The organism is Leisingera sp. M658, assembly GCF_025144145.1.
Classification (GTDB): domain Bacteria; phylum Pseudomonadota; class Alphaproteobacteria; order Rhodobacterales; family Rhodobacteraceae; genus Leisingera.
Window position 1 is genome coordinate 4,003,803 of record NZ_CP083546.1, and the last position, 17,737, is coordinate 4,021,539.

Annotated in this window: 17 protein-coding genes; 10 read left to right on the forward strand and 7 right to left on the reverse strand. The window is 61.6% G+C overall.

Features of this window, described 5'->3' with window-relative positions:
• Nucleotides 1-118 precede the first annotated feature (118 nt).
• Nucleotides 119-820, reverse strand: coding sequence for a GntR family transcriptional regulator (locus tag K3724_RS19510; RefSeq protein ID WP_259988389.1), 702 nt, complete (start codon nt 818-820; stop codon nt 119-121).
• A gap of 204 nt (nt 821-1,024) precedes the next feature.
• On the opposite strand from K3724_RS19510, the gene K3724_RS19515 reads away from it, so the two are divergent.
• From K3724_RS19515 to K3724_RS19525, 3 genes are all read left to right on the forward strand, one after another.
• Entirely contained in the window at nt 1,025-2,110 is a 1,086-nt protein-coding gene (locus K3724_RS19515; protein WP_259988391.1) for a TRAP transporter substrate-binding protein, read from the forward strand.
• 65 nt (nt 2,111-2,175) lie between these two features.
• Nucleotides 2,176-2,673: a TRAP transporter small permease subunit gene (locus K3724_RS19520; RefSeq protein WP_259988393.1), complete on the forward strand. Its 498-nt coding sequence runs from the start codon at nt 2,176-2,178 to the stop codon at nt 2,671-2,673.
• A complete protein-coding gene (locus tag K3724_RS19525; protein WP_259988395.1) occupies nt 2,670-4,220 on the forward strand; it encodes a TRAP transporter large permease subunit in 1,551 nt (516 codons plus the stop codon). The genes K3724_RS19520 and K3724_RS19525 overlap by 4 nt, the downstream gene beginning before the upstream one ends.
• A gap of 43 nt (nt 4,221-4,263) precedes the next feature.
• Here the strand turns inward: K3724_RS19525 and K3724_RS19530 are convergent, their stop codons facing one another.
• The 3 genes from K3724_RS19530 to K3724_RS19540 are packed head-to-tail and all read right to left on the reverse strand — an operon-like array spanning nt 4,264 to nt 6,304.
• On the reverse strand, nt 4,264-4,950 hold the full coding sequence (locus tag K3724_RS19530; protein WP_259988397.1) for a VOC family protein: 687 nt from the start codon (nt 4,948-4,950) through the stop codon (nt 4,264-4,266).
• Nucleotides 4,947-5,558: an enoyl-CoA hydratase/isomerase family protein gene (locus tag K3724_RS19535; protein WP_259988399.1), complete on the reverse strand. Its 612-nt coding sequence runs from the start codon at nt 5,556-5,558 to the stop codon at nt 4,947-4,949. The genes K3724_RS19530 and K3724_RS19535 overlap by 4 nt, the downstream gene beginning before the upstream one ends.
• Complete coding sequence (locus K3724_RS19540) at nt 5,555-6,304, reverse strand: SDR family oxidoreductase (protein WP_259988401.1); 750 nt, start codon at nt 6,302-6,304, stop codon at nt 5,555-5,557. Before K3724_RS19540 ends, K3724_RS19535 begins: the two co-directional genes overlap by 4 nt.
• A gap of 135 nt (nt 6,305-6,439) precedes the next feature.
• On the opposite strand from K3724_RS19540, the gene K3724_RS19545 reads away from it, so the two are divergent.
• The 5 genes from K3724_RS19545 to lpxK all read left to right on the forward strand — a co-directional run bounded on the left by K3724_RS19545 (nt 6,440) and on the right by lpxK (nt 12,514).
• Nucleotides 6,440-7,963 carry a DUF2125 domain-containing protein gene (locus K3724_RS19545; protein ID WP_259988403.1) on the forward strand — a complete coding sequence of 508 codons (1,524 nt, stop codon included), beginning with the start codon at nt 6,440-6,442 and terminating at the stop codon, nt 7,961-7,963.
• A gap of 122 nt (nt 7,964-8,085) precedes the next feature.
• On the forward strand, nt 8,086-9,432 hold the full coding sequence (locus K3724_RS19550; protein ID WP_259988406.1) for a TldD/PmbA family protein: 1,347 nt from the start codon (nt 8,086-8,088) through the stop codon (nt 9,430-9,432).
• Complete coding sequence (locus K3724_RS19555) at nt 9,419-10,222, forward strand: 3'(2'),5'-bisphosphate nucleotidase CysQ (protein WP_259988408.1); 804 nt, start codon at nt 9,419-9,421, stop codon at nt 10,220-10,222. Before K3724_RS19550 ends, K3724_RS19555 begins: the two co-directional genes overlap by 14 nt.
• 182 nt (nt 10,223-10,404) lie before the next feature.
• On the forward strand, nt 10,405-11,526 hold the full coding sequence (locus K3724_RS19560) for a 3-deoxy-D-manno-octulosonic acid transferase (protein ID WP_259992692.1): 1,122 nt from the start codon (nt 10,405-10,407) through the stop codon (nt 11,524-11,526).
• Nucleotides 11,513-12,514 (forward strand): tetraacyldisaccharide 4'-kinase, encoded by a 1,002-nt coding sequence (lpxK, locus tag K3724_RS19565; protein ID WP_259988410.1) that lies wholly within the window; start codon nt 11,513-11,515, stop codon nt 12,512-12,514. The genes K3724_RS19560 and lpxK overlap by 14 nt, the downstream gene beginning before the upstream one ends.
• Before the next feature lie 105 nt (nt 12,515-12,619).
• On the opposite strand, the gene K3724_RS19570 is transcribed toward lpxK, so the two are convergent.
• Together K3724_RS19570 and K3724_RS19575 are read right to left on the reverse strand one after the other, a co-directional pair.
• Nucleotides 12,620-13,291, reverse strand: a complete 672-nt coding sequence (locus tag K3724_RS19570) for a DsbA family protein (RefSeq protein ID WP_259988412.1) — start codon at nt 13,289-13,291, stop codon at nt 12,620-12,622.
• Nucleotides 13,288-13,815, reverse strand: coding sequence for a DUF721 domain-containing protein (locus tag K3724_RS19575; protein ID WP_259988414.1), 528 nt, complete (start codon nt 13,813-13,815; stop codon nt 13,288-13,290). Before K3724_RS19575 ends, K3724_RS19570 begins: the two co-directional genes overlap by 4 nt.
• A gap of 84 nt (nt 13,816-13,899) precedes the next feature.
• Between K3724_RS19575 and mutY the strand changes: the two genes are divergently transcribed.
• Both mutY and K3724_RS19585 read left to right on the forward strand, forming a co-directional pair.
• Nucleotides 13,900-14,964 carry an A/G-specific adenine glycosylase gene (gene mutY, locus K3724_RS19580; RefSeq protein ID WP_259988416.1) on the forward strand — a complete coding sequence of 355 codons (1,065 nt, stop codon included), beginning with the start codon at nt 13,900-13,902 and terminating at the stop codon, nt 14,962-14,964.
• 85 nt (nt 14,965-15,049) lie between these two features.
• The gene (locus K3724_RS19585; protein WP_259988418.1) at nt 15,050-16,183 is read left to right on the forward strand and encodes an alkane 1-monooxygenase; all 1,134 of its coding nucleotides are present in this window, start codon (nt 15,050-15,052) and stop codon (nt 16,181-16,183) included.
• A 2-nt stretch (nt 16,184-16,185) separates the two neighbouring features.
• On the opposite strand, the gene K3724_RS19590 is transcribed toward K3724_RS19585, so the two are convergent.
• Nucleotides 16,186-17,574 carry an adenylate/guanylate cyclase domain-containing protein gene (locus K3724_RS19590; protein WP_259988420.1) on the reverse strand — a complete coding sequence of 463 codons (1,389 nt, stop codon included), beginning with the start codon at nt 17,572-17,574 and terminating at the stop codon, nt 16,186-16,188.
• Nucleotides 17,575-17,737 lie beyond the last annotated feature (163 nt).

Here is a 17,737-nt window from a genome sequence, read left to right on the forward strand (position 1 = left end):
GCCCGTTTCCAGCGCCCGGCGCCAGCGCTTTTTTTCGCTGCATCGAGCCAAGGCCCGTGTGTTTCCGTTCCAATCTGCCCGCTTTGCGGCCGGCCATTTCCGAGCGCTCAACATTGCATCAGCCCTGGGTGAACAGCTGATAACCCGGGTGGGCAACGGCGCGCAGACTGGTAATCGGGGCGTCGCCGATCCAGGTTGTGCGTTCCATGACAAACAGCGCGTCCCCGATCGCACTCTGGAGAATTTCACTGTCGTCCTTGGTTCCGGGGCGGGCATAAAGGCGCAAATCGCACCTGCTGTAGGGGCGGTTGCGGACAAGCCATTCGTTTGCGCTTTCGCGTGTCAGGTCCACCGTATTTATTTCCGGCACAGTCTCCAGGCAGATCCAGCGGTCCTCAAAGATATAGGGGCGGCTGTCGGCCAGATGCAAAGCTTCAACCCGCAGCATCGGCCGGGCTTCATGCAGGCCGAAATTTGCCATTATGGCCGGGCTGGAAGGCTGCACCGACTGCCGCACCAGCTGATAGCGGTACACGCAGCCTTTCTGTTCGACCTCAAGCCTGGTGATCGGGATGTTCAGGGTTGCCCGTGTCACAGGATCGCGCTGCACCATTGTGCCGCCCTTGCGGCGCCGTTCCACCAGCCCGCTTTGAGCCAGATCCCGCATGGCCCGGTGAACGGTGGACCGGGCGCAGCCGAACCGTACGGCGAATTCCTCATCCCGCGGCAGCTTATCCCCTGGCCCATAGGTGGAGTTCAGGATCATCTCCCGGATGCTGTCCCGGATGGTTACCCAGGAATGCCGTGGCTTGTCCGTCAATATTCATCCCCCAGTTCAAACGGGAAAATGTTTGCCGCCGCTCCATATTGCATTCTGCGCAGAAAGGCGAACTTGAACCGCGCAACTGTGATTGACAAGAATATGTAGCTACATATTAATGTAAAGCGCCTACAAAACACAATAAAGTCTGCGCTGCCGGCATCCGCCCATCGCAGATGCACCGACAGACGGAGGAATGGACACATGGAAAGACGCGCGTTTTTGAGAACCGGCGCTTTGGGTGCGGCGGCAACGGCGCTGGCCAGCCCCGCCATTGCCCAGGGCAAAATGCAATGGAAGATGGTAACCGCCTGGCCGAAGAACCTGCCTGGACCCGGTGTGGCGGCACAGATGCTGGCTGACCGGATCACCACCCTTTCAGGCGGCCGGATCGAGGTTAAGCTGTTTGCCGCGGGTGAGCTGGTGCCGGGCCGCGGCGTGTTTGACGCGGTTTCTGAAGGCACCGCCGAGCTGTATCACGCCGTGCCGGCCTATTGGGGATCGAAATCCAAGGGTATCCTGCTGTTCGGTTCGCAGCCGTTTGGCCTGCGCGCAGATGAGCAGTTCGGCTGGATGTACCACGGCGGCGGCCAGGCGCTGTATGACGAGATGTACGGCCGCTTTGGCATCAAGCCGTTCCTGTGCGGCAACTCCGGCCCGCAGTGGGGCGGCTGGTTCAAGACCGAGATCAACTCTGCCGAGGACCTGAAGGGTCTCAAGTTCCGCACCACCGGACTGGCCTCGGAAATGGCATCGAAACTTGGCATGGCGGCTGAGGCCACCAGCGGTCCGGCGATGTTCCAGGGCCTGCAGACCGGCGCGCTGGATGCCGGTGAATTCATTGGCCCCTGGACCGACAGCGCGCTCGGCTACTACCAAGTGGCCAAGAACTACTATTGGCCGGGTGTGGGCGAGCCTTCCTCTGCCGAGGAATGCGGAGTCAATGCCGCGGCTTTCGGGAACCTGCCGGAAGACCTGCAGCAGGTTGTTTCGCTGGCCTGCGAAAGCCTCTACAATCCGGTTTGGACGGAATACACCACCAAACACGCCCTGGCGCTGAAGAAGATGGTCGAAGAAGATGGCGTGCAGGTGAAGATGTTCCCCGAGGATGTGATCGCCGCAATGGGCGCCGCTGCCAAGGAGGTGATCACCGACTTGCAGGAGGACGACGATGAGCTGGTGCGCCGCATTACCGAAAGCTTCCTTGGCTACCGCGACAGCATCGGCAGCTATATGACCTATGCCGATAACGGCCAGATGAACGCCCGTGCCTCGGTAATGGGTTACTGACGGGCAGCAACGGCAGCCGGCGCCCGGAACGGCGGGCGCCGGCTTTTTGATGGGGAGAGAGCGGAATGCGGCGGGTTGCAAATGCGCTGGACGGGATCAACCGGGGGCTGGCGAATGTGGTGCGCTGGCTGGCGTTGATCATGGTGCTGACACAGTTTGCGATCGTGGTCGGCCGCTATGTGTTCGGAGTGAACTCCATCGCCGCACAGGAAAGCGTCCTCTATATGCACGCAACCCTGTTCATGCTCGCCGCGGGCTACACGCTGCTTGTCGACAAGCATGTGCGGGTTGATGTGTTTTACGCCGGCCTCAGCCCCCGGTCGCAGCACCGCATCGACATCTTCGGCCACCTGTTCCTGCTGCTGCCATCAATGGCCGCGCTTTTATACTGGTCCTGGCCGTCGGTACGCAATTCCTGGGCAATTTTCGAAGGCCCGATTGCGGTTGGCGGCATCGAAGCCGTGTTCCTGCTGAAGTCACTGATTCCAGCCTTTTGCGTGCTGGTTATGCTGCAATCTGCTGCCCTGCTGATCCGCCTGTTTTCCGAAAGTGACGCCCAATGACCGCATACCTTGACCTGATCATGTTCGCAGCCCTGATGGCGGCGATCCTCATTGGGTTTCCGGTGGCCTTTTCCATCGCCGGCGTTGCGATCATCTTTGCCTGTCTCGGGTGGATACTGGGGGTGATGGACATCTCGCTGCTGGGCGCGCTTGGCCAACGGGTTTTCGGCCTGCTGAGCAACCAGGTGCTGATCGCCATTCCGCTGTTCGTTCTGATGGGGGCGATCCTGGAGAAAAGCCGAATTGCCGAAGATCTGCTGGACACCATGGGACGGCTGTTCGGCCAGTTGAAAGGCGGGCTGGGCATCTCGGTTGTGCTGGTGGGAGCGCTGCTGGCGGCCTCGACAGGCATTGTCGGCGCCACGGTTGTGGCCATGGGCATGATCGCCCTGCCAGCGATGCTTCGCGCCGGGTACGATGCCCGGGTGGCGTCAGGTATTGTCTGCACAGCGGGCACGCTGGGCCAGATCATTCCGCCATCGACGCTGCTAATCATTCTCGCCGACGTGATGTCAAACGCCTATCAGCAGGCCCAGTACGAGCAGGGAAAATTCTCTGTCGAGGCGCTGTCCGTGGGCCAGTTTTTTGCGGCCGCGCTGGTGCCCGGGCTGGTGCTGGTGGTGCTGTATCTTCTTTATATCCTGGTCAGAGGCATGCTGCGGCCTCAGGACATGCCCTCCGCCCCAGCGGAGCTGGCCCGCCCTGGCGGACGCCAGATCATGCGTGCCGTAGTGCCGCCGATCCTGCTGATTTTCGCCGTGCTCGGTGCCATCCTGGGCGGTGTCGCCACCCCGACCGAGGCCGCATCGGTGGGCGGCATCGGTGCCTTGCTGATGGCGGGAGCGCGTGCAGGGGGACCCTCCCGGCTGATCCTGTCCGGTGCCGCTGCGCTGATCCTGCTGGGGATACTGTCAGGGATTCATCCGGTCCGTCTGCAACGCAGCGACCTCAGCGGGGCCGACCTCGCAGCGGGGCTGTTCTACGCGCTTCTGGCCGCGGTCGCAGCCATTGCCGTTTTGGCCGCCCTGCGCAGCGGTTTGAAGAAACGCATCCTGCACGATGCGGTAACTTCGACCACAACCATGACCGCAATGATCTTTGCCACCATCCTGGCCGCAGGCATGTTCTCGCTGGTGTTCATCGGCCTGGGCGGCGAGGAGCGGGTGGCGCATATCCTTGGCAACATGCCCGGCGGTCCGTCCGGTGCGCTGCTGTTCTGCATGCTGTTCATCTTCGTGCTCGGCTTCTTCCTCGATTTCGTCGAGATCTCTGTCATCGTGCTGCCGCTGGTGACGCCCGCCCTGATCATCATGGGGCACGATCCGGTCTGGCTGGGCATTTTGATCGCGATCAACCTGCAGACCAGCTTTTTGACGCCGCCATTCGGCTTTTCGCTGTTCTACCTGCGCGGCGCCGCGCCAAAGGAGGTCACCACCCGCCAAATCTACCAAGGCGTCGTGCCGTTCATTGGCCTGCAGGCGCTTGGGGTGCTGCTGGTCTGGCTGATACCCGGCCTCGCAACCTGGCTGCCATCTGCAATTTTCTGACGCTGGGCGCCTTGGTGGCGGGCGCCTGGAACACAGCGCAAGGCTAGGTCGTTTCCAGCCCCAGAAACGCCGGGCTCTCCCGCAACTGCGCACCGGCAATATGCTGAAATTCCAAAGTGGTGTATGGGCGCCGCCACAACCATTCGCGGTTTGCCACGGCCCGCAAATCCGGGTCCGGCGGTGTTTCGTCTGTGAAGGCAAGAAAATGCAGGTCGAACCCGAATTCCGCAACATTTTGCACCGACAACAGCTTCATATCCGCATGCGCCGAAACTTCGGCGGCGATATCCCCGGTCCGCAAAGTGATCTGCCCGATATGCGCCCCGCCGCCCAGCGGCAGTGCTGCATTTCCTGCTCCGTCGGGGCGGTTGCCGAGAAAATCATGCTGCAGCAGCTCAACCGCAAAACCTTCGGGATCATGCAGATGCGCCATATACCCGATATCACGGAACTGATGCGGGGCAGAGACCTCCACTCCTTTCTGCCGCAGGTATTCGCAGGCGATGTCCAGATCGGGCAGACAAATCCCGATCTTCCAGTACCGCTCGTCCCGCCTGTGCGGAACCTGGGCACCGCCGGGCAGAAGGATCAGGTCTGCATCCTGTCCTGCGTACCCCGCGCGCCAGACCTCGCCTTCGGCCTGGACGTCCATGCCGAACACATCCGCATAGAACCCGGCGAGGCGTTCAGGACTCCTTACCTGCAGCCGCAGGCCGGACAGCCGTTTCACCGGCACATCCTCAGGATCCCGGCTGCGATCTCTGGCTGAGCCTCGAGAGAATGCGCCAGCAGGTCCTGCGCAGTATCCATCAGCGCGTCCGGTTCCACGATCCGGTCGACCAGCCCATAGTTGCAAGCCTCCTGCGCGGTGATTTTCTGCCCGGCTGCCAGGATCATCTTGGTGCGCGCAGGTCCGATCAGCGCCGCCATCCGCCCAGCGTCCGAGGGCTGCGGCAAGTATCCAAGTTTCATCACCGGGTAAAAAAACCTGGCCGAAGGCACTGCAATCCGGATGTCGCAGGCCAGCACCATGCCATTGGCACCGCCAGCCAAGGTGCCATTCAGCGCCGCCACTTTCAGGCAGGGAATTGAAGCCACAGCATTGGACAACCGCTCCCACACCGGCGAGGTCGCCAGGCCTGTCCGCGCCTCGTCCAGGTCAGCACCCGCGCTGAACACCTTGCCGGTTCCGGTCAGGATCAACCCGCGGGCCTCCTGCGCGCGTTCGGCGATTTCAGCCAGCTCTGTCAGCATCGCTTCGGTCAGCGAATTGGCTTTGTCAGGGCGATTGACGGTGAGGGTCCACAGCCCGTTCTGCGCGATCTCCAGATCGATCATACCAGGCCAACCCGCTGACGGATGCTGTCCTCGCGCAGGGAAACTTCCTGGCCGATGCAATCGTCCGCCTCATCCGTGCACATCCACATCAGCGTCCGCGCGGGCCATTCGGCAGGGATATGGTCTTCCCATTCAAGCTCGCTCACCGGGTTAATGCCGCTGGTCTTGATTTCACGCTGCATCTGGGTTGCGACCGTGCCCGGCGACAGCCCCATGGCGCGGATACCATTGGCACGTTCTTCCAAATCCAGTGCGCTGGTGAGCATCGCGGCGCCCGCTTTAGACGAACAATACGCGCTCCACCCCTCCAGCGCATGATGCGCCGCGCCCGAACTGACGGTGATAATAGTGCCTCCGCCCGCGGGCTTCATCAGCGGCAGGGCGGCGCGTATCCCGTTGAACACTCCGGTCAGGTTGATATCAATCAGCTTGCTCCACTCGCCGGGCTGGGCATCCGCCAACCGGGCAATAGGCTCAATCACCCCGGCGTTGTTGATAAGAATGTCCAGGCTGCCGAAGTGCTGATGGGCCTTGGCCAGCGCGCCCTCCACCGATGCGTAGTCTGATACATCGCAAGTAAAGGTCAGCACATTTCCGCCGATCTCCTCCGCCAGCTCCCGCAGCGCCTCTCCGCTCCTTGCCAGCAAGGCCAAATTGGCCCCTGCGGCAGCAAAAACCCGGGCCGTATCCGCGCCGATCCCGCGGCTGGCCCCTGTAATTGCAACTGTTTTTCCATTGAAATCCATCGGCCGTCCCTCCAAGTGGCTGCTGACCCATGTGGTAAAGCGGTTAGGGGGAACGGTCCAGCCCAAGGCCCCCTTGACGGCACCGCCCGCCGGGCCGACGATGATTTCAATTATCTCACTGAGAAAGGTTCTCTTATGTCCGTTAATTTTGCACGCAGCGGCGTTGCAGCGGTAATTTTTGTTGTTTCCGCCCAGAGTGCCCTGGCCGATCTGAGTGCCCAGGACGTCTGGGCTGACTGGAAAGCGTATCTGACCAGCACCGGTTACACGGTTTCCGGCACTGAAGCTGTTTCGGGCAGCACCCTGACTGTCTCCGATGTCTCGATGGTCATGCCGATCCCGGATGAGGACGGCTCCGGCACGGTGAGCTTGCCGGAAATCCAGTTTGTGGAAAACGGCGATGGCACCGTCAACGTGCTGCTGCCTGCGGAATTCCCGATGGGTTTTGATTTCACCGCTGAAGGTGAGAGCTTTTCGGGCAAATTGATCTATGCCCATGACGGCACCCCGATGAAAGTGTCGGGCGACGCCGAAAGCATGAGCTATGATTACAGCTCGTCCAATGTCACCATGACGCTGGATAGTCTGACTGCGGACGGCGAGGCCGTGCCGGCGGACGTGGCGAAAATTCAGATCGTCATGAACGACGTCGCTACCAAGACCGATATGAAAATCGCTGGCGCGCGCAACTATGACCAGACGCTGACTGCTTCCAGCCTGAGCTATGACATGGGCTTTAACGATCCCGAAAGCAACGGCACAGGCTCTTTCAAAGGCGCCCTGCAGGGCCTGAACTTTACCGGCACCAGCACCGTTCCCGCTGATCTGGAAAGCCCCGATATGACAGCGCTGCTGGCAGCCGGATTTGCCTTTGACGGCATCTTCACTTTTGACAGCGGCAATGGTTCCGTCTCCGGTGTGGACGGCAGCGAAAACTTCGCCATGGAAAGCAACTCCCAGGGCGGCTCGATCGCGGTGGCGATGGACAAGCAGCATCTGATCTATGATGTGTCCCAGACCGGCACCAATGTGAATATCTCCGGTTCCGAGATCCCCTTCCCGCTGGCGCTCAGCATGGCGGAGACCGGTTTCAAACTGATGATGCCGCTCGCCAAATCCGACGAAGAGCAGGACTTTGCCCTGGGCATTACCCTGCGCGACTTTGCGGTTCCGGATATGCTGTGGGGCATGGTCGACCCGACCGGCCAGCTGCCGCATGATCCAGCCACCGTGGTGCTGGACCTTGCCGGCAAGGGCAAGGTGCTGTTCGATCTGTTTGACCCGGAAGCCATGGAATCGGTGGAATCCGGCGAAGAACAGCCGGGCGAACTGAACGCGCTGACCGTGAAACAGCTGCAAGTCACCGCAGCAGGCGCCGAGCTGACCGGCACTGGCGACTTTACCTTCAACAACGAAGACCTCGTCAGCTTTGACGGCATGCCTGCCCCCTCGGGTGAAGCTGACCTCAAACTGACCGGTGCCAACACCCTGATCGACAAGCTGATCGGGATGGGCCTTATGTCCGACAGCGACGCCATGGGCGCGCGGATGATGATGGGCATGCTGGCCGTGCCGGGCGAGGGCGAAGACACACTGACCTCGAAGATTGCGATCTCCGAGGACGGCCAGATCCACGCCAATGGCCAGCGCATCAAATAACCGTCAAATCCCTGACAGGTTTTACAAAGGGGCTGCTATGTGCGGCCCCTTTTTTGCTGCCCGCCCTTGCGGCAAGCCGCCTCACTGGATAGCTCTGGAAGGGAGCAGAACAGAAGGTGCCCATGACCCAGTCCCCCGAAGCGCTTTGCCACGCCCTGATTGATGCCGCCCGCAAGTCCGGCGCGGATGCCGCCGATGCCATGGCCGCGGAAGGCAGTTCCCTCAGCATTGAAGTGCGGGAAGGCAAGCTGGAGCATGCGGAACGCTCTGAGGGCACTGACCTGGGCTTGCGGGTATTCGTCGGCAAACGGCAGGCGCTGGTTTCATCATCGGATATGCGCCCGGAGACCATCGCAGCAATGGCCGAACGAGCGGTTGCCATGGCCAAGGAAGCACCTGAGGACCCATATGCAGGCCTAGCTGATCCGTCGCAGCTGGCCAAAAACTGGAACCTGGCAGAGCTGGAACTGGAAGACCCCCGCGGCGAGCCGGAGCCTGCTGCCCTGCAGTCTGACGCGCTGGCTGCCGAGACCGCCTGCCAGGAAATCGACGGCATTACTCAGGTGCAGTCCTCAGCTGCAGGTTATGGCCGCCACGTTGTGCATATGGCCGCAACAAATGGGTTTTCCGGCGGCTACCAGCGTACCGGGCGTTCCCTATCCTGCACCGGGATTGCAGGCAGCGGAACAGGTATGGAGCGTGACTACGACGGGGATTCCCGCACTTTTCAGGCCGATTTGCGCAGCGCTCAGGACATTGGCCGCACTGCCGGTGAACGCGCGGTAGCCCGGCTGGGAGCCCGAAAGCCCAAGACCGGCAGCTTTCCGGTGCTGTTTGACGAGCGCATCTCTTCCTCTCTGATCGGCCACTTGCTGTCTGCTGCCAATGGGGCGGCGATTGCCCGCGGCTCCTCTTGGCTGAAGGGGTCATTAGGTGAGCAGGTTTTGCCCGAAACCCTGTCCATTCTTGAGGACCCGCACCGCCCGCGTATTTCCGGCTCCCGCCCGTTTGATGGCGAGGGTCTGCCGACCCGCAAGCGCACTGTCGTTGCCAACGGCGTGCTGACCGGCTGGACGCTGGACCTCGCCTCGGCCCGAAAACTGGGCCTTGAAAGCACTGGCAACGCCGCCCGCGGCATCGGCGGCGTGCCCTCTCCCGCGACCTGGAATCTTGCGTTGACTGAAGGAGAAGCCAGTCGCGAGGATCTCGTCGCGCAGATGGGCACCGGTCTCTTGGTGACGTCGATGATCGGCTCCACTATCAACCCCAACAACGGCGACTATTCCCGCGGAGCCTCGGGATACTGGGTGGAAAACGGCGAGATCGCGTATCCGGTCAACGAATGCACCATCGCGGGCAATCTGCTTGATATGCTGCGGCGGATCGTTCCCGCCAATGACGCGCGCCGGCACCTGTCGACCGTGGTCCCGTCACTGCTGATCGAAGGAATGACCCTTGCCGGCAACTGACCTTTCCCTGCTTGTGAAAGCGGCGGAACAGGCCGGCGATATTGCGTGCCGTTTTTCCGGTCCCGAAGCCAAACGCTGGGACAAGCCGGGCGGCGCTGGTCCCGTGACCGAAGCCGACCTGGCCGTCAATGCTATGCTCGAAGACATGCTGCAGCAGGCGCGGCCCGGCTATGGCTGGCTGTCGGAAGAAACCGAAGACAATGACGTGCGGCTGTTGCGCGAAAAGGTCTTCATCATTGACCCCATCGACGGCACCCGCAGCTTTGCCGAAGGGTCCCGCACCTGGGCGCATTCCTTTGCCGTCGCTGACCACGGCAAGGTGACCGCCGCCGTGATCTACCTGCCGCAGCGGGAGCTGATGTACACTGCCGCCAAGGGCCAGGGGGCGGATTGCAATGGCAACCCGATCCAAGTGTCCCCCGCCACAGAACTTTCCAGTTCTGAAGTGCTGGCCGCCAAACCCAACCTGCAGGCCCATCACTGGCTGGGCGGCACCCCGCCTGAGTTCATCCGCAGCTACCGGCCCTCGCTTGCCTACCGGCTGGCCAAGGTCGCAGACGGCCGCTTCGGCGCCATGCTGACGCTGCGCCCCAGTTGGGAATGGGACATAGCGGCGGGCGATCTGCTGATACGCGAGGCTGGTGGCATTCTTACCGATCAAACCGGCCGCCCCTTGTGCTTCAACAATCCGCATCCGCGCCTGAACGGAGTGGTTGCCGGAAATCCGGCCCTTCAGAATTCGCTGCTGACGGCGCTGGACCCGAATGCGCCTGGCATCGCTGGACATTAAACCGGACTGGCTTTAAGCGGCAGCAGCAGCGCTATCGTCATACCCAAATTTTTCACAGACAAGCCCGCATGTTGCAGGTACCTTGGGCCGGAAATTTCAGATCGAGCCAGATGCAACGGCGAACCGCAGCACCCAACCGCACTTCCGTTCTGCAGCCCCGCCCCAAAGGAGAGCTGTTGTGGGTGCACGCAACCACCCCTGAACGCTATCAAGCGCTTTGCGATATCGGCCGCCGCCTCAAATCCCTGCGCCCAGACTTGTCGGTGCTGGCAAGCTGGGAACCCGGACTGCGGCTGACCGGTACAGTTGGCTGCGATATTCCGATTGGCCCGCTGCCTGAAGACACCTTGGCCGAGGCCCGCGGGTTTTTGAACCATTGGCGTCCCGACGCTTGCATCTGGACCGGTCCGCCAGCACGGCGGGTGCTGCTTCGGCAAATGCGCGAGCGCAGTACCGGGTTACTGCTGGCGGATCTTCTGGAGGATGAAATGCCCAACCGCACCAGCCGCTGGCTGCCGGACCAGCGGCGGCGGCTGCTGGACGGGCTGACCTGCATCCTGACCCCGTCCAAATCCGTGCAGGCCCGGCTGACCCGGATCGGACTGCCAGCGGAACGGGTGCAACTGGCCGGCAAGCTGCGGGTGTCTGCAATTCCGCCCGGTTGCAATGACGAAGAGCTTTCTGCCATGCAACAGACCCTTGGCAGCCGGCCGGTCTGGCTCGCCGCCCATACCAAGCTCAGCGAACTGCCCCTTATCCTGGACGCGCATCGCGCCGCATTGCGGCTGCTGCACCGGCTGCTGCTGGTGGTCGCGCTGGAAGACGGCGCGGATCTTGCAGCAGCCCGCCGCCAGCTGCAGAACAGCGGGCTGTATTTTGCCGATTGGGAAGACGGCGGTGAACCCGAGGACCTGACCCAGGTGCTGTTGGCGGGCAGCGAAGATTTGGGATTGTGGTACCGCCTGTCTCCAGCCGCGCTGATCGCCAGCAGCCTGGATCCTATGGCGCAGGGCCAGTCGCCTTTGGACGCCGCAGCCTTAGGCTCGGCACTGCTGCACGGACCGGGTATCCACGCGCATCGGGACCTTTATGAAAGACTGGCCGCGGCGGGCGCTGCCCAGCCGGTGCTGACCCAATCGGAACTGACCGATGCTGTCATTGCGCTATCTGCTCCGGACAAGGCCGCCGAAATGGCGCTGGCCGGCTGGCAGAGCGTCACCGAAAGCGCCGCCACCGCCGACATGTTACTGGAAAAGGTCCAGACCCTGCTGGACCAGCGCGAGGATACCGATGCGGGCACCTGAATTCTGGCACAAACCGCCGGGGGATTTTGATCTTCGGGCAGCATTGCTAGCGCCGCTTGGCTGGGTCTATGCGCGCGCTACCGCTTCCCGGGTCGCCAGAGGCAACCCGGTGCGTGCCGGTGTCCCGGTGATCTGCGTTGGCAATCTGAATGCTGGCGGCACCGGCAAGACGCCCACTGTAATCTGGTTGCTGGAAACGCTGCGCAATCAGGGGCATGAACCGCATGTTGTGACCCGCGGCTATGGCGGCACGATGGAGGGGCCAGTGCAAGTCTTGCCTGGCCGGCACAAGGCCGCGCAGACGGGGGATGAACCGCTTCTTCTGGCCGCCTTTGCCGAAGTTTGGGTTGCCAAGGACCGCGCCGCCGGCGTAGGCGCCGCAACAGACGCAGGGGCAACCGTCATCGTGCTGGATGACGGATTTCAGAACCCCGCGGTGGCCAAGGACCTGTCATTGATCGTGGTGGACGCGCAGCAGGGCTTCGGCAATGGTCGCTGCCTGCCGGCAGGCCCATTACGGGAGCCGGTTGCCATTGGCCTGAAACGGGCTGACGCGGTGCTCTCGCTTGGGCCTGGGGAGGCCCAGAAGAAATTTGCCACGGCCTGGGGAAGCCATCTGCAGGGCTTGCCGCATTTCACTGGTGCGCTGGAGCCATTGCAAACCGGGATGCCCTGGAACGGCACACGCGTTCTGGCTTTTGCCGGCATCGGCCACCCGCAGAAATTTTTCAACACCCTGCGCAGCCTTGGCGCCGATATCGTCCGCGCCGAAGCGCTTGACGATCACCAGCCGCTTTCACCGGCGCTGATGAACCGGCTGGAGAACGAATCCAAACTGCTGAACGCCCAGCTTGTCACGACAGAAAAAGACGCCGTCCGCCTGCCGGACAGCTTCCGCTCCAAGGTCATTACCCTGCCTGTGCGGCTGCAGGTTGCAGGAGATGATGGGTTAAAAGAACTGTTGAAGAAGGCAGCGCCTGCACCCTGACCCCCAGCGCAATCCGAAGCCGCCGGGAGCGCGCCTGCCCGGTTTGCTCTGCCCTGAAAAGCCCAGGCACACGGCCCGGGCTTAAAGTTTTTCTGCTGGGAGAGCTTAGCCTTCCAGCTCTGCGTCCAACAGCGTCTTGAACTCTGTATAAGACTGATTGGAAATCTTTTCACCATTCAGGATGAACGACGGCGTTGCCTCGATGCCGTGCTCAGTGGCGTTTTCCTGATACCAGGCCACCAGGGTTTGCGCTTTCTCGCCATCTTGCAGGCAGGTTTCCAGCTGCTCATTTTCGATCCCCGCCAGGCGGCCGATCTTGCGCAGCTCATCGACAATCTCGGTTGCGCCGCCGGCCCGCGTCCATTCGGACTGGCCCTTATAGATCAGATCGGAAATACCAAAGAACTTATCCGGTCCGCTGCAGCGCGCAATCATCGAGGCCCACAGCCCGTAGCGGTCGAAATAGACCTCGCGGTAGATAAACTTGACCTTACCGGTATCGATGTAGTCGGCCTTCAGCTTCTTGAAGGTTTCATTGTGAAAGCTGGCGCAATGCGGGCAAGTGTAAGAGGCGTATTCGATCAGCGTGACCGGCGCGTCCTCGGCCCCCAACGTCATCTCGGCGATTGTTGAGATGTCCACTTCGGCCTCCTGCGCAACAGCGGCGCCAACCAGCGGGTTCTGCGGCAGATTGTTCTGGGTGTTGAATCCCGACAGGGCATAACCGCCCGCAACAACCGCAACCGCGGCAAAGACACCAGACATCAGACGGGTCATTTGAACCCCTTTCCTTGCGTTTTCTGTTTTGTCAGCACGTTCTGCCCCAGGCGTTCCAGGGCGGCGCGCAGATCATCGTTTTCCACACCGGCAGCCGCCTGGCTGGCAGCCGCAGTATCCTGCGGGTCGGGCTGCCGGGGCGCTTGCACTTTGGGGGCATATTTGAATTCCACGCGGCCGTCGGAAAATCCCGTCGGTGCCGTTTGCGTGATCCGTACCTTGGAGATGGCATTGAAGCCATAAACCGCGTTCACCCGCTCACGCAGGCGTTCTTTTTGCATTTCAAGCATTGGTGCATTGGCTCCGGTCGTCAGCACCGTCAGCGTTGCCCCAAAGGAACCGCGCCCGTAGCCCACGTTCACCGGACGCGCCATGCCAGCGATATCCGGACCGGCGATCTCTTCCCAGTGGGTCAGCAGCCGCGACACCGCAAAACCACGGCTTTCCCCCGCCTTGCGGATCTGCTCGTTAAGGAGCTTGGAGGTTCGTGCGAACCCGCGTGTGGTACTGCGCCTGAATGCCATGATCTAGCTTTTGCGTGACTGCCTGCCCTATTGTAAAGAGCCGGAATGCAGGCGCCAGCCAAACCGCGAGCCAAGGAATAACGAATGCGTGACTTGATCAGTAATTCCGCCGCGATGAGCGGAGACCTGCTTGCGTGGTATGATGTCCATGCCCGCGGGATGCCCTGGCGGGTGGGTCCCGCAGAGCGTGCGGCAGGCAACCGCCCCGATCCATACACGGTTTGGCTCAGCGAAGTGATGCTGCAGCAGACCACGGTGGCCGCGGTGCGGGACTATTTCCTTCGCTTCACCAGCCTTTGGCCTACCGTATCCGATCTTGCCGCGGCGGAGGACGCCGAGGTCATGGCCGAATGGGCCGGCCTTGGCTACTATGCCCGCGCCCGCAACCTTCTGAAGTGCGCCCGTTCGGTCGCAGGCGGTTCCGGTGGAGAGTTCCCGGACAATTACGATGACCTGCTAAAGCTGCCTGGTATCGGCCCCTACACCGCCGCCGCCATCGCCTCGATTGCGTTTAACCGCCCAGAGACCGTTCTGGATGGTAATGTGGAGCGGGTGATGGCCAGGCTGCACGACATTCACGACCCGCTTCCCGGTGTGAAACCTGTACTGAAAGAACGTGCTGCGGAACTGACCCCGTCTCAGCGGCCCGGTGACTACGCCCAGGCGGTGATGGACTTGGGCGCCACCATCTGCACGCCCCGTAACCCTGCCTGCGGCATCTGTCCCTGGCGCAATCCCTGTGCTGCGCGGGCTGCGGGCACTGCGGCTGAGCTGCCGAAAAAGGTGCCGAAAAAACCAAAACCCACCCGGAGCGGTATCGTTTACCTGGCGAAATCCGCCGACGGCACATGGCTGCTGGAACGGCGGCCAGACAAGGGGCTGCTGGGCGGCATGCTTGGCTGGCCCGGTTCGGAGTGGAGTAACGCCCCGGGTCCGAACCCGCCTTTTGAAGCGGATTGGCAAGAGCAGGATGGGGAAGTGCGCCACACTTTCACTCATTTCCATCTGATCCTTCGGGTGATGACGGCCGAATTGCCAGCAGGTTATAACCAGAATACAGCGCAGGAACTGATACCACACCACGACTTCCGCCCCTCCAGCCTGCCCACAGTAATGCGCAAGGCTTTCGATCTTTATCAAGGCCTCTAAAGAAGCCGGCGCCGCTCTTGGGTTTTCAGATGTTAGGGCATAGTGTCAGCGCAAACGCGCGCTGATTGATTTGGGAGACACAGGCATGATCGCCCCCGAAACCCTTGCCCGCTGGCAAAGCGCCCTGCCGTTCTGGATGTCCTTTTTGCTGTTGCCGCTGGTTTGGGTCGCCGCTCTTTGCGGCGGTTGGACACTGATCCTGCCGCCGCTGGTAACCTGGCATCTGTTTGCGATGCTGGACGGGGCATTCGGGCTTAACCTGGAGAACGCCGACCCGGAAACGCCGGACAGAGACCTCACTTGCTACAAGGCGCTGACCGCTGCTTGGGTGCCCCTGCAATTCGTCACGCTGTTCGGATTGATCTGGTACGTCAGCGGTGCCGATCATCTGAGTGCATTCGGCAAGTTCGCTGTTTTCTTTGGGGTCGGCGTCGTGACCGGCGCCGTGGGTATCACCTACAGTCACGAGCTGATGCACCAGTCCAGCCGGGTTGAGCGCTGGCTGGGGGATATCCTGCTGGCTATGGTGATGTACTCGCATTTCCGGTCAGAGCACCTGCTGGTGCATCACCGCTATGTCGGCACTCCGCGCGACCCGGTGACAGCCCGCTATAACGAGGGGTTCCACCGGTTCTACCCGCGTGTGTTGCGGCAATGCTGGCATTCCGCATTCCGCGCTGAACGGGAGAAGCTGGCGAAGAAGAACCGCAACTGGACCGACCGTTCGAACCCGTTCTTCCGCTATTGGGCGCTGCAGGCCGCGATGCTGCTGCTGGCGATGCTGCTGGGCGGGCTGACCGGGGTGCTCTTGTTTCTGGTGCAGGCCGGGGTCGCCATCTGGCAGCTGGAGGTGGTCAACTATGTCGAGCATTACGGGCTGACCCGCAAACACTTGGGCGATGGCAAATACGAACCCGTGCAGCCACGCCACTCGTGGAATGCGGCGCATAAGGCGTCGAACTGGCTGCTGATCAACCTGCAACGCCATTCGGATCATCACTACAAACCAAACCGCCGCTTTCCGCTGTTGCAGAACTATACTGAAGCCGACGCGCCGCAGCTGCCTTATGGCTACCCGGTGATGACCGTCGCTGCGATGATCCCGCCCTTGTGGCGCCGGGTAATGAACCCGCGGGTGCGGCGCTGGCGGCAGACGTATTACCCCGAGATCACCGATTGGCACGCCTACAACAAAGCGCAGAATCCTGTGCCCCGATAGCCTTACGTCCAGGCTAGAACCGTCATCGGCTGATCCAGCCCGCGCACCTCTTGATCCGGATGCCGGGCGTTGCCGTCCAGCAGGTCCAGGCCGGCCTGCTCCGCCCTCACCTGCGCGGCCAGCGTTTCGCTGATCACAATCCCGGCCTGCAGCTTGCGGGTCAGGTTCTCCAGCCGGGCGGCGATGTTCACTGTCATGCCCAGCACCGCAAACTCCAGCCGGTTGGAGCCGATATCGCCCAGCAGTGCTTCGCCATAGTGAATTCCGATCCCGGCGCGGATTTCCGCCTTACCCTGACGGGCGCGCTCCCTGTTCCATGCGATCAGCGACCCGCGCATGGAATGGGCACAGGCCAGGGCATTGGTGGCATCCTGCCGGCCGGCAACCGGCGTTCCAAATGTCGCCATCAGGCCGTCGCCTAAGTATTTGTCCAGCGTCCCGTGATGGCGGAACACCTCCCCCTCCATCCGGCCGTGGAATTCCCGCAAGAGGTCAATCACCATTCGCGGGTCCATCCCCGAAGACAGTCTGGTAAAGCCAACGATATCGATGAACAGCACCGCCACATTTTCGCTGCGCACCTGTTTCAGCGGCTCGTCGTTCTGCGACAGCTGATCCACCACATTGGGCGAGAAATAGCGCGACAGATTGGCCCGCTCCCGCTCCAGGCTGGCGTTGCTCCTCAGCAGCGCGTTGAACCGGCGCACCGAAAAGCCCAGCGTCACCGCCACCAGCACAAAGACCACGGCCTCCTGCACCCGCAGCTGGATCACAAAACTGTTTGGGTCAAAAAACTCCGCCAGCTCCGGGGCAAAGCCAAGCGTCGCGGCCACAGCTTCCGAAAGTCCGGGAACCGGAGTGGCAAACCACCAGGCCAGCGCCAGCGCGCTGAGCCACATCGTCGCCGTCCATGTGCCGATCGCAATCACTGTGCGCCAGGAATAAGCCATGGTGCCTGCGGCCAAGATGACAAAGAAATACTGAAAGTTATCAAACCGGTACTGCATAGCCACCGGTATTTCGCGGGCGTCAAACGGGTTGGGCATGACCAGACCGATGGTCATGATGAGAAGATCAAGGAAGATCAGAAACAGCTCCAGCCGTGACCTGCCCACTTTTCCCACCCGGCTGATGAACCAGCCGTTGAGGCACAAAAGCGCAAGGATCCCATGATAGTAGAGGATCTCCCAGGCCGGGTTCAGGAAGATGATGAAGACTGCGATAATGGGCAGTGCGATCCAGCGGGCCCGTACTGCCAGCTGCAGCCCCCGCTGTTTATGCGCATCCAGGGCCGCTTCGGCAAATCTGTTTTCCGCAGTTGAGATTTTCCGGCCGCCGGTTCCAGGTTCCTGGACAGCTCCGGTTCCGGAGATAAGTGCGGTATCGGTCATGGGCTTTCCCCTCTTCCCGCTGGCTGCCGCAGCGTCAGTATTGCAGATAGTTGCGCTGTTCTGATCAGGGAATAGCGCATCACAGCGCAGAAACTAAAAAACCCCGCCTGATGCAGGCGGGGCAAGGTGTGCGCCTGCGCATTATGCACAGGCGCCTGCAATA